Origin of the sequence: Acinetobacter sp. AOR14_HL (assembly GCF_027855175.1) — a bacterium.
GTDB classification, from domain to species: Bacteria; Pseudomonadota; Gammaproteobacteria; order Pseudomonadales; family Moraxellaceae; genus Acinetobacter; species Acinetobacter calcoaceticus.
The window spans coordinates 358,165-370,371 of record NZ_JAKTII010000011.1 but is presented as its reverse complement, the minus strand read 5'-3'; the positions used below and the strand labels follow the sequence as shown (position 1 = coordinate 370,371).

Annotated in this window: 12 protein-coding genes; 8 read left to right on the top strand and 4 right to left on the bottom strand. The window is 37.8% G+C overall.

What is annotated here, in order from left to right:
* Window positions 1-93 precede the first annotated feature (93 nt).
* From sodC to MKL38_RS11945, 3 genes are all read left to right on the top strand, one after another.
* Window positions 94-669 carry a superoxide dismutase [Cu-Zn] SodC gene (gene sodC, locus MKL38_RS11955; RefSeq protein ID WP_270903365.1) on the top strand — a complete coding sequence of 192 codons (576 nt, stop codon included), beginning with the start codon at window positions 94-96 and terminating at the stop codon, window positions 667-669.
* Between the two features lie 203 nt (window positions 670-872).
* Window positions 873-3,023 (top strand): YccS family putative transporter, encoded by a 2,151-nt coding sequence (gene yccS, locus MKL38_RS11950; protein ID WP_198497010.1) that lies wholly within the window; start codon window positions 873-875, stop codon window positions 3,021-3,023.
* A gap of 25 nt (window positions 3,024-3,048) precedes the next feature.
* Window positions 3,049-3,585, top strand: a complete 537-nt coding sequence (locus tag MKL38_RS11945; protein ID WP_270903364.1) for a hypothetical protein — start codon at window positions 3,049-3,051, stop codon at window positions 3,583-3,585.
* A gap of 39 nt (window positions 3,586-3,624) precedes the next feature.
* Here the strand turns inward: MKL38_RS11945 and craA are convergent, their stop codons facing one another.
* Both craA and MKL38_RS11935 read right to left on the bottom strand, forming a co-directional pair.
* The gene (craA, locus tag MKL38_RS11940; protein WP_270903363.1) at window positions 3,625-4,854 is read right to left on the bottom strand and encodes a chloramphenicol efflux MFS transporter CraA; all 1,230 of its coding nucleotides are present in this window, start codon (window positions 4,852-4,854) and stop codon (window positions 3,625-3,627) included.
* A 362-nt stretch (window positions 4,855-5,216) separates the two neighbouring features.
* A complete protein-coding gene (locus tag MKL38_RS11935) occupies window positions 5,217-5,582 on the bottom strand; it encodes a hypothetical protein (RefSeq protein WP_270903362.1) in 366 nt (121 codons plus the stop codon).
* 241 nt (window positions 5,583-5,823) lie between these two features.
* Here MKL38_RS11935 and MKL38_RS11930 point away from each other — a divergent pair, with 241 nt between their 5' ends.
* On the top strand, window positions 5,824-6,411 hold the full coding sequence (locus MKL38_RS11930; RefSeq protein WP_270903361.1) for an NAD(P)H-dependent oxidoreductase: 588 nt from the start codon (window positions 5,824-5,826) through the stop codon (window positions 6,409-6,411).
* A 13-nt stretch (window positions 6,412-6,424) separates the two neighbouring features.
* Window positions 6,425-6,739 carry a putative quinol monooxygenase gene (locus MKL38_RS11925; RefSeq protein ID WP_045433311.1) on the top strand — a complete coding sequence of 105 codons (315 nt, stop codon included), beginning with the start codon at window positions 6,425-6,427 and terminating at the stop codon, window positions 6,737-6,739.
* A 44-nt stretch (window positions 6,740-6,783) separates the two neighbouring features.
* Here the strand turns inward: MKL38_RS11925 and MKL38_RS11920 are convergent, their stop codons facing one another.
* Window positions 6,784-7,152: a hypothetical protein gene (locus tag MKL38_RS11920; protein ID WP_231762443.1), complete on the bottom strand. Its 369-nt coding sequence runs from the start codon at window positions 7,150-7,152 to the stop codon at window positions 6,784-6,786.
* Window positions 7,153-7,340: 188 nt separating this feature from the next.
* Here MKL38_RS11920 and MKL38_RS11915 point away from each other — a divergent pair, with 188 nt between their 5' ends.
* Window positions 7,341-8,129 (top strand): xanthine permease, encoded by a 789-nt coding sequence (locus MKL38_RS11915; RefSeq protein ID WP_270903360.1) that lies wholly within the window; start codon window positions 7,341-7,343, stop codon window positions 8,127-8,129.
* Window positions 8,130-8,193: 64 nt separating this feature from the next.
* On the opposite strand, the gene MKL38_RS11910 is transcribed toward MKL38_RS11915, so the two are convergent.
* Window positions 8,194-9,603, bottom strand: coding sequence for an FAD-binding oxidoreductase (locus tag MKL38_RS11910; protein ID WP_270903359.1), 1,410 nt, complete (start codon window positions 9,601-9,603; stop codon window positions 8,194-8,196).
* 368 nt (window positions 9,604-9,971) lie between these two features.
* On the opposite strand from MKL38_RS11910, the gene serA reads away from it, so the two are divergent.
* Both serA and MKL38_RS11900 read left to right on the top strand, forming a co-directional pair.
* Window positions 9,972-11,204, top strand: a complete 1,233-nt coding sequence (gene serA, locus MKL38_RS11905; protein WP_003653762.1) for a phosphoglycerate dehydrogenase — start codon at window positions 9,972-9,974, stop codon at window positions 11,202-11,204.
* Between the two features lie 98 nt (window positions 11,205-11,302).
* Window positions 11,303-12,187 (top strand): EamA family transporter, encoded by an 885-nt coding sequence (locus MKL38_RS11900; RefSeq protein ID WP_198078151.1) that lies wholly within the window; start codon window positions 11,303-11,305, stop codon window positions 12,185-12,187.
* Window positions 12,188-12,207 lie beyond the last annotated feature (20 nt).

Below are 12,207 nucleotides of genomic sequence, written 5' to 3'. Positions count from 1 at the left end.
ATACAAAGTGACTATTTAAATTAACTTGTAGGCTAAGCCTTCCTTTGTTTGAATCTAATAATCAGACATATATATTTATAAGGGCATCCAACCATGCAGACTTTTAATAAAATTGGCGCAGTCTTTGCGCTTACAGCTTTTTTTACAGTCGGCTGTAGTTCAGTCACAAAAACTGTATCCGACACGGCTCACGCATTAACCACAATGCATACGAAGAAAGTGGTTGATGTAAATGAAGTTACCGCAAATGGTATTGGTAAAAAAATAGGTACCATTAACTTTCAAGATAGCGACAAAGGTTTAATTATTACTCCTGCTTTAGCTGACTTACCTAGCGGTACTCGCGGTTTCCATATTCACGAAAATGCCTCTTGTTCCCCTGCTGAGAAAGATGGAAAATCTGGTGCTGCTTTAGCTGCTGGCAGTCACTATAACCCGAATCAAGCTCCTCATCATGGTACGCCAACGACTGGCCATTTAGGCGATCTGCCTGCTTTAGTGGTCGATAATACTGGTGTTGCAACAACTGCTGTGATCGCACCTCGATTGAAATTTGCTGATATTCAAGGCCGAGCGATCATGATTCATGCGGGTGGCGACAATTACTCAGATTCACCTTTGCCTCTCGGCGGTGGCGGAGCACGAATTGCATGTGGCGTAATTAAATAATTTATCTGTTTATTAAATTGTGGGTATCTAAAAAGATATCCACAATTTTGTTAATTTATTGACCGTTATAGCTTGGTTTAAGCCTAATAAAATCTTAAAAAGTGACTGACTTTTGTAGATAAAAAGAATAATATTTTTGAAGTAATAAAAATTTAAAGTTACATACTGCTTTCTCACGTATTCTCTAATTTAGAACAAAAGCCGTGAATTATTTGACCCAGATATTTAATAGTTTTAAGACAAACTCGATTTTAATTTATTGCCTGCAAATTCTGATTGTACTCACAGGCACAACTTTAGGTTTGCTTTCACTAGGCCATAACGAGCTGATTGTTCCTGTGACTTTAGGGGCAATTGCAGCAGCGTTAACCGACTTTGATGACCGTTTAAGTATTCGATTACGCAACTTAGTCTATGTCTGCCTGCTATTTTTTACAGTCAGTAGCATTCTTGGATTTCTCGCTCCCTACAAAATTTTCTTTATTCTCTATCTCTCAATTTCTAGCGCTTTTTTCATTTTATTAGGGGCTTTAGGGCAACGTTATGCCACGATTTCGTTTGGCACTATTTTGCTTTCCATCTATAGCATGTTCGGTTTAGGAGAATATGCTCATTGGTATCAGCAGCCTACCTACTTTGTCTATGGAGCTTTGTGGTACGGTTTCACCTCTATTTTATTTTTTATTATTAAACCTACACTACCCTTACAAGATAAACTCTCACAAATTTTTAAAGAAATTTCTGTTCTACTACAGGCAAAAGCACGTTTATTTGATCCAGACAATAAAGAGAATGTAGAACAACTCTTATATGAACTGTCCTTACAAAATACACAAGTGGCTCAAAGTCTGAATCAAATACGCAGTTCCCTACTCACTCGGCTAAAGGCTTCACGGGTGAGTAATAAAAGTATCTATTGGCTAAACCTGTATTTTTTTGCGCGAGACATTCACGAGCAAGCCACCTCTAATTATTTACATTACGAACATATTCAACAGAACTTTAGCCGTAGTGATCTTATTTTCCGTTTCCAAAAAAATCTACGCCTACAAGCACAAGCTTGTCAGGACTTAGCCCAATGTATTTTATATAATCGACCATCTCAGCCTTCGCAAGAAAGCCAGACAGGATTAAATCACCTAGAGAGTTCTTTAAAGGACTGGATACAACAGCATCCACAAAATTTTGAAGTTAAAAATTTAAAACTCATTTTTGATAATTTAAAAGGAATGCATGAACAGTTTGAACAACTGCAATATGCACAGCCCTTCCCTGAAAATAATACCCAAACAAGGCAAGAGCACTTAAATTTACTTGATGATGATATTCAAGGGTTTTCAGATCTGATCTTGAAACTTCGGCAACAGCTTACCCCTCAATCTGCATTGTTCAGACATGCGATAAGAATTGCAGTCGTTTTCGCCGCGGGCTATGCCATTTCATTATTACCCTTTGCTCAGCATGGCTACTGGATTTTACTGACCAGTTTATTCGTTTGTCAGATTACCTATTTTGCGACTAAAAGCCGCCTTAAGCTTCGAACAATTGGGACATTAATCGGTGTTTTATTAGGAATACCAATATTATATTTTGTACCGAGTATTGAAGGCCAGTTAATCATTACAATTATTTGTGGAGTATGCTTTTTTTACTTACGGCAAAAGAAATATGCATTGGCTACGCTTATGGCTACCCTCATGGTGCTATTAATTTTTAATTTAAAGGGTGCAGGCTACAGCATTATTTTACCTCGCCTGATAGATACGCTATTAGGCTGTTTTATCGCATGGCTCGCAGTAAGTTTTATATGGCCTGATTGGAATTTTCGCAATATTCCTAACAATATTAAGAAAAGCAGCAAGGCGACACTCGACTATTTCAATGTAATCGTTGAGCAATACCAATATGGCAAAAATCAAGATATAGAGTACCGTCGAATTCGTCGTGCGGCCCATAATGCTCAAATTGAGCTATCAAACATGATCTCAAGCTTAAGTGCCGAGCCTAATCCTAATCCAGAGCTCATTCATTATGCTTTCCGTTATTTGGTTTATAGCCACAGTCAACTCAGCTATGTAGCAGCGTTAGGCAGTCAACGACAAAAAATTGATGAAGAACAAGTTTTACAATTACTACTGCGTTGCCAGCAAATTCTTAGTCAAAGTGTACTTGGGCAGTCACTACCCGACAACACACATATTGAGCAAACATTACAAGAAATTCGAGGCCTAACCACTCATGAACAACTTTCCGAGAAATATACATTAGTCTTGAAACAAATCAGTTTATTATTAGAAACATTACCAGAATTGCTAATGCTTAAAGACAAACTTTTAGAGCAAGAAATTAAATAGCTATAACACTTTATTGAGGATAAAAATGTACTTTCCAAAGATATATAAATTTCTCTCTGCCACTTTTTTATTGCTGAGTAGCACATCATATGCATTTGAAATAAATGATTTAAAAAAGATTATAGAGTGTCAATCAGATCAAGAAACTTATACCAATTTTGCTTCTGAATATGATGAAAATTTATCAGCACTTGGTTTTAAAAAAGTTGATGATCCTGAGCAACCGTTCATCTATTTATATAAAACAGCTCAGCCCATTCAATTATTTGGTATTAAAACTCATGAAGTTGCTTTGGCGGGTCAAGGCATAGTAGCCGTTTTCCGAAATGCAAATGTTAATCAACTTTCGAAAAAATTTGATATACCTCAACATCCAGACTTTAAAACATTACCTTTTTTTAGAGGTGTTCGCACCGTCAAGACAGAACCAGCAACAGCAGATTCCTTTACTGTTTATCATAATCTCAACTTATCAGAAATGACCGGAAAAAGTCCGATGACATTATTAGGTTGTACCTATGAAACAGACCGCGAAGAAATGGAAAAAATGTTAAAAGAATAGTTAAAAAAATACCGGAATATAAATTCCGGTATTTTTAATTTAATCATTTCCTTGGAGCTTTCTTTCTTGCATTTCTTGCTTTAAAACATTTCGTGGTTGGGTAAACCAGAGCGCAATAAATGTAAAGGCAGATAATGCAAAGGCCCACAAATGAAATTGAGTATAGAGATAACGTACCAACTCAATCATGGCAAAGAAACTCATCATAAGCAGCATCGAAACTGCCGCCGCAACAGTTCCTTTTGATACTTCAGATGACATCAGTGCAAAGCGGTACAAAACTGAGAAACTAATTCCTTCACCAAAGCAAATTAATGTCATGCCTGTGAGTAAACAAGGAATTAAATAGGTTTGCCACACTACACCTAATATTAAAATGAGTGTGCCAATCAGCATGATAGGTAAACCGATCATGACCGTTTCACCTAAAGACAAGCGATCAATAATTTTAATTAAAACAATATTCCCGATAATTAGACCTAGAAATACCGGAAATTGAGCTAAACCATATTGCACACTCGTTAGCTTCAATTCATCTACCAAAATAATTGGAGATAAGGCAATCCAGAGCATTAAAGGCATACCTACCAAAGGCAAAGCAAGGCTTAAACCTAAAAAGCGGTGATTACTAAATACCTTTTTAAAATCATCGAAAAGATAGCTAAAAGGTTGCTTGGTAACACTGACCTGCTGATTTGGCATTTGTTTTTTTAAACCTACCCAACTGAGTAATGCCAAGACAGCGATGGCTACAAAGCCCCAGTGCCAAGACACATAATCAATTAAGAAAGCACCGAGTACGGGTCCCAACAAAGGTGCAAGCAATGAAATATTTGCCATGAGTGCCATGACTTTAATTGCATCACGTTCAGCAAAATTCTCTTGAATAGCAGCATAACCCACTGCTGAAATTACACTTAAACCAATACCTTGTAAAAAGCGTAATGTCAGAAAGTGTTCTATTTGTCGGGTTAATAAAATTAAAAAACAGCATAAGGCGAAAAATAAGACACCAGCCAAAAGTACTTTTTTACGCCCAAGACGATCTGACAAAGGCCCAAGTAACCATGCAACCGAGGCACCACCTAATAGGTAAAATGACATTGAAGACGGTGCCCAAGTTGCGCTTACACCAAAATCTTCAGTGATTGCCAACATTGCTGGCTGAATCAGGTCATTACCAATATAAACCGCAAATTCAAATAGCACTAAGGCCAAAGGAAACATCAACGTTGTACGGTTCAACGTTGTCGTTTGAATATTTTTCATGAGTTGTACACTTCAAAATAGCGGCCATATGTCTCTACAACTACATATAAAATAGGATGTAGTCATGATGATGACAGTATGGTCAATCAATCTTTAATTAAGTTTTTATATGCCGTGAGAGTGCATGTTTAGAATGTGAAACACCGTATTCACAGGGTGTCTAAGAATAGAAAAATTATATGGCGTGAGATTTGATAATTTTTACCAGTTGGCATAATTACCGAGCGCAACAATAGCATTTTTTGAATTGTTCAGCAATCGGACAATTATAAAGAAGTTTAAATGTTATTTTTACCCACAGCCATACTTTTTTTATTGTGAATAACCTTAAAGTTATCCACATCTATAATAAAAATTAATCATTAAGGACAAGGATTAACTTGGAAATCTGGGGTTTCCTGCCCTTTCGTACATTGATAACTTTGCTTTTTATTCACAATTTTCCAGACTTGCTGGTCTCGCTTTAATAAATATTCCGTACGAACTTTTGTTATCGCATCTTCGCTAGGATGTGTCTGTAAAATAGTGACTTGAGCATTCGAGGGATCATCGGCAGCATTCATTTGCTGTGAAATGTCCAAATTACTTGCATCATTTAGAAGATCTGGTTGATCAAGTAATACTGCTTGAATCGGGCTATCAGCAAGTTGAGCAGAAGAATTTTTAGCAGGAGCACAACCTGTTAGCACTGCTAAGCTACAAACAATCAGCAAACTCATTTTTTTCATATGTAATCTCTTAGCTCTACTCAAAGTTAATGCTAAAGCTCATAAACAGTTTTTTCCGTAGTACTTTGTAAAATAAGATTAAAGTTATTGATATTATTCATCTAAATTTATTTCACAATTCGAATTCCTATTTAATTGTTGATTTTTAATCAAGAATATTTTTCCAATTCATGCATTTTTCTATAAGAGTAAATTCCGTAGAGTAGATTTCAAATTTAGGAATTTAATTAGAGTAACTCCCATGAGTAAGATTTTAGTCATTAACGGCGCCAAACAATTTGCACATTCAAATGGTGAATTAAATGACACATTAACCACACTGGCAACCTCACATCTCACCGAACTCGGACATGAAGTTCAAGTGACACGTGCCGATAGCAACTACGATGCAGAAAATGAAGTTGAAAAATTCTTATGGGCTGACGTGGTGATCTATCAAATGCCAGGTTGGTGGATGGGTGCTCCTTGGACTGTAAAAAAATATATTGATGACGTCTTTACTGTGGGTCACGGTTCCCTTTACGCAAACGATGGTCGTAGCCGTTCCGATACATCAAAAAAATATGGTTCAGGTGGTTTAATTCATGAAAAAAAATATATGCTTTCATTGACTTGGAATGCCCCGATGGAAGCATTTGATGATGCAGATCAGTTTTTCCATGGCGTAGGTGTTGATGGTGTTTATTTACCATTTCATAAAGCGAATCAGTTTTTGGGGATGAGCACACTTCCTACTTTTATTGTCAATGATGTGATTAAAATGCCTGACGTTGATAGTTATGTTGAAGAATATAAAACCCACTTAAACTCTGTATTTGCAGCAGCCTAATAAGGAAAAATCCATGCTTACTATTATTGCGGAAATTCATACTAAATCGGGTGGACAGCATCGCCAAAATGTATTGGATGCCTTTCAAAAAATCATTCCTACTGTTTTAGCGGAAGATGGTTGCCATGGCTATGAGCCTTTGATTGATCACATATCAAATGCCAGTTTCCAAACCAAAGAACCTGACACGATTGTGATGTTAGAAAAATGGGCAAGCGTTGCTCATCTTGAAGCACATTTGGCTACACCTCATATGCAAGCCCATCATGCAGCAGTTAAAGATGATGTAATTGATGTGAAAATTAAAATTTTAGAAAGTGGCGTATAATTTAGCCCATAAAAAAAGACGATATATTTATCGTCTTTTTTTGCTTAAGAACAAAGTTGTGTCTGGAAACCTCTAGAGCCTTTCCCTCTAGTGCATTGATAGCTCTTTTGCTTATTTTGCAATTGCCACTTTTCATCAACCAATTTAAATGAATACTCTGTTCGGATTGCAGAGACTGAGTCGTCCATTAAACCTGTTTGAATGACAGTAATACGAGAAACAGTTGGTGATTCCACACGGTTAAACACTTGCTGAACTGAGGTATTATTGTGCTCTTTTACAATCTCAGGTTGAGATTTAAGTACTTGTTGCATTGGGGTTTCTGAACCCACAAAAGGAATTAATTTACTGGTTGTCGCACACCCAGTGAAAAGTCCAGCACAGAGAGCTGAAATTAAAAATAAACGTTGCATTTTTATCACCAAAAAACAAAAGGCATAGCTTTATGATGCTATGCCTTGGTCGGTTACTCTGTAGAAACTATGTAGTTCTAAAGATGCCTAATCACTTAAAGATCAAATAATTTATCCTGTTCACCCAACCTTAGCGATTATGATTTGATAAAATTAATTTCTACTCAATCTAACAAATAGGATCATCCATGCAACTGACTTATGCAGGGCAAGTTTTCTTGGTAGTCGTTGCAATTTTAATGGTCTGGTCATTTGTGCTTACCAAATTTTGGGTCAAGCGTTTAGCAAAAAATCGTAAAAGTAGTAAGTTTGAATTTACATATTTATTTGCAGTTGTTTTTAGTATTAGCGCTTTATTTTTCCCATTTACGTATTGGGTTTCACAAGCAATATACGGTTTAGCAACCAAGCCAAGTTACGATGCAACTGTAGTGAACTATACCTCTGAGTGGGTCGATACTGAACGTACAGATTCCAATGGGCGTAAATATAAAACTCAAACTCTCATGCACACCGCTCAGGTTCAGTTCAAAGATAATCAAAACAAAACACTAACTTTAGATAATTCGGTCCGCTCTGGCGATATGCCGGTAGTGGGAGAACATATTACTGTTGTTTATGAAACTGGTGATCACACCGCGCAAGAAAAGAGTTGGCGCACTATTTTACTGTTTACAGCAGCCTCATTTATGCTGTTTATTTTAGGTTATGTATTGCTCATGATTATTGCCTATAGCCTCAATCGGAACATGGAACCCTATAAAACCTTTGCTAGTACTTTAATTTTTAGAGTGACGCTTCCGTTAGCTACAACGGCGATGTTTGCAATGTTGTCTTATTCTATTTTTGCCTATTTTTTCTTAGGTAATCCACGTAATTTGCCTGTGTGGGCCATTGGACTATGTAGCTTCTTTGCTCTTTGTCTTTTACCGCTGATTTATCATATTTTGACGGGTTGGAAAGCTTATAAAAAATGATAGATTAAAAAAAAGCGCATCTTTCGATACGCTTTTAACAAAAATTCTTTTGTCTAATCAGGCATTAGAGATCAAATAACTTGCCTGGATTCATAATACCATTCGGGTCAAATGCCAACTTCAATGCTTTCATATATTCAATTTCTTCAGGCGAACGTGAATATTCCAAATATGGCTTTTTCGTCATACCTACGCCATGCTCAGCAGAGATTGAACCATCGTATTTTTTAACGGTATCAAACACATATTTATTCACAACCTGACACTTCGCAAAGAACTCATCTTTGGTTAAGTTTTCAGGTTTTAAAATATTTAAGTGCAAGTTACCGTCACCAATATGACCGAACCAGCAAATTTCAAAGTCAGGATAGTTCTCTTGAACAATTGCATCAATCTCACGAATAAATGCAGGTACGTGAGTAATTAATACTGAAATATCATTTTTATATGGAGTGAACGGCGCGATTGATTCAGAAATATCTTCGCGTAAACGCCATAAGCTTTCTACTTGGTCAAGGCTCTGGCTCATTACACCATCAAGTACCCAACCCTGCTCCATACAATGCTCGAAAATTTCCATTGCTTTATCGAGAATCGGCTCATATGGTGCTTCAAACTCAAGTAATACATAGAATGGACATTGAGTTTCAAATGGACGTTGTACATGTCCATGATCTAAAACTTTTTGCATTGCAAGCTCACCAAAGAACTCAAATGCAGTTAAATCGATATCTTTTTGGAAAGCATGTAGTACAGGCATTACTGCATCAAAATCAGGAACACCTAAAACTAAAACTTGTAAGTTTTGCGGTTGACGCTCAAGTTTAATTTCCGCTTCAGTCACTAAACCTAATGTACCTTCACCACCAATAAATAAATGCTGTAATGCATAACCAGTTGCATTTTTAACCATGCCTTTGTTTAAACGTAAAATATCACCTTTACCAGTGACAACGGTTAAACCAAGCACCCAATTACGTGTCATGCCGTATTTAATTACTTTAATACCACCAGCGTTGGTTCCGATATTACCGCCAATCTGGCTAGAACCTGCTGACGCAAAGTCCACCGGATAATACATACCCTGTTCTTCAGCATAATTTTGCAATTGTTCAGTCACAACACCAGCTTGCACTCGAACCATACGATCTGCTGGGAAGAACTCAAGAATTTGGTTCATTTTGTCCATGCTAATGACAATTTCACCATTGGTTGCAACAGCACCAGCAGAGAGACCAGTACGGCCACCTGAAGGGGTAATTGCGATATTAAACTGGTTCGCAAGCTTCACAACAGCTTGAACTTGCTCAGTGGTCGATGGAAAAACGATGACCGATGGGTTCGGATTAAAATGCTTAGTATGATCTTTACCCCAGTTTTCGAGACTATCAGCATCGGTTTTAATGCGGTTTTCACCGACGATTGCCGTTAATTGGGTAAGTAACTCAGGTGTTAAAGCGACTGGAGCATTCATCGTTTGCAGACCTAGCAAGAAGTAAACTGTGGTGGGACTATGGCGTAATATTTCTCAGAGTTTTCAACTGAGCAAAGCCATAAGCTATATTCTACATGTAACCGCACAAGCGATAAAGTTCAGAATAGAGATACTGTCACTACAAAACATGTTTAACCTTCATAAATGACTTTTTATGGTTCTTTAAAGCAACAATATTTTTTAAGTTAAAATGACAAGCACATTTTGAAACTGTCAACAAGCCATAAATAGAAGTGATTAGTCATAGATAAAATTGCCATAAGACGATGGCGCAAACGAAATATCTATAGCACCGCCCATTATGTTATTATACCGCCACCAAATTTGGCCTTTGTAGCGGAGCCGTAATGAGCCAACATCTTTCACTACCTAAAGATAAAATCCGTTTCCTTTTGTTAGAAGGCGTTCACCAAAACGCAGTCGATACTTTAAACGCTGCGGGTTACACCAATATTGACTATCGCAAAACTGCTCTTGAAGGCGAAGCGCTAAAAGAAGCAGTTAAAGATGCTCACTTTATTGGTATTCGTTCGCGTACCCAATTGACTGAAGAAGTTTTCGAAGCTGCAAATAAATTGATCGCAGTGGGCTGTTTCTGTATCGGAACAAACCAAGTTGATCTTAAAGCAGCAATGGCACGTGGTATTCCTGTATTTAACGCACCGTATTCAAATACGCGTTCGGTTGCAGAACTTGTACTTGCTCAAACGATTCTTCTTCTTCGCCGTGTTCCTGAAAAATCGGCGGCTTGTCATCGTGGTGGTTGGGATAAGTCTGCTGTCGGTTCTTTCGAAACTCGTGGCAAAACTTTAGGTATTGTAGGTTACGGTTCCATCGGTTCTCAGCTTTCTGTTCTTGCTGAAAGCTTAGGTATGCATGTGATTTATTACGATGCAGTGACTAAATTACCAATGGGTAATGCTCGCCAAGTTGGTTCGTTAGACGAACTCTTAGCGACTGCTGATGTAGTTACATTACATGTGCCTGATGTTCCATCTACACGTAACTTCTTCACTAAAGCACAATTTGCAAAAATGAAAGAAGGCGCAATCTTCCTAAATGCTGCACGTGGTACATGTGTAGTGATTGAAGATTTAGCAGATGCAATCAAGTCTGGTCATATTGCTGGTGCAGCGGTTGACGTATTCCCTAAAGAACCAAAAGCAAATGGTGAAGAGTTTGTTTCTCCACTTCGTGGCTTAGACAATGTGATTTTGACTCCTCACGTTGGCGGTTCAACCATGGAAGCGCAAGCAAACATCGGTTTAGAAGTTGCAGAGAAATTTGTTGCTTACTCAGACAAGGGTATGACGCTTTCTGCGGTGAACTTCCCAGAAATCGCGTTACCACTTACTGCTGGCCAACACCGTTTATTGCACATCCACAAAAACGTACCGGGCGTATTGTCTAAAATCAACAACTTGTTTGCTGAGCAAGGCATCAACATTTCTGGTCAATCACTCATGACTAAAGGTGACATTGGTTACCTTGTAATGGACGTTGACGCTTCTGCTTCTCACGAAGCTTTAGATATGTTGCATGAAGTTGAAGGCACAATTCGCGTTCGCGTATTGTTCTAATACGAACTGTAAATTTAAAAGCCACAGCATTGTCTGTGGCTTTTTTATGGGCATTTACATTATCATGTGAAAAGTATACCAATCGATCAAATAATAAAATGTCCAGTTCGAACCAGAAATCTCAGCTACATGCTTTGGGCTTTCTCATTCTCGCCATGCTAAGCGTACAAAGCAGTGCATCTTTAGCTAAAATTCTGTTTCAGAACTTTCCTGTGCTCACTGTCTCCGCAATGCGCCTATGTTTAGGTGCAATGATTCTTGCCTTTATTTTCCAAATTTGGCGAATTAATTTTAGTCAGGTTCGTTGGAAAGCGATCTTGGCTTATGGATTTGCTCTTGCCGGAATGAATGCACTTTTTTATCTGTCAATTGAGCGATTACCAATTGGTATTGCCGTCGCTTTTGAATTTATTGGTCCCTTAAGTGTAGCCTTATATCACGCACGCCAAAAATATGATTTTGTCTGGGTCAGTTTCGCGATTATTGGCCTCATTTTACTTTTCCCTTTCAATCAAGCTCATAGTCTGGATTGGATCGGAGTATTATTTGCAGTTAGTGCGGGTGCATGCTGGGCACTTTATATTATTGCAGGTCAAAAACCTTCTGGCATTTCAGGTAACCACACTGTGTGTTTAGGAATGACTGTAGGCGCATGTGTATTGCTACCAATTACTTTTTTTTCAGGGTCAATGGGCCAAGTTATAGAGCTCCCCTATCTTTTTTATTTTATTGGCTTAGCAATTTTAGCCAGTGCATTACCATTCTCTTTAGAAATGCTAGCACTACGTAATTTAACGCCTTTAAGTTTTGGAACATTGATGAGCCTAGAACCCGCAGTTGCTGCACTTTCTGGCTTTATCTTTTTAGGCGAATATTTGTTATGGAATCAATGGCTGGCACTCGCAACAATTATTGCAGCTTCCGTCGGTTGTACTATAACCACCCAAAAAGCACGTCAGGAACGTGAAAAAACAGTCAGTTAAATCGACTCAACCTGCGAGTT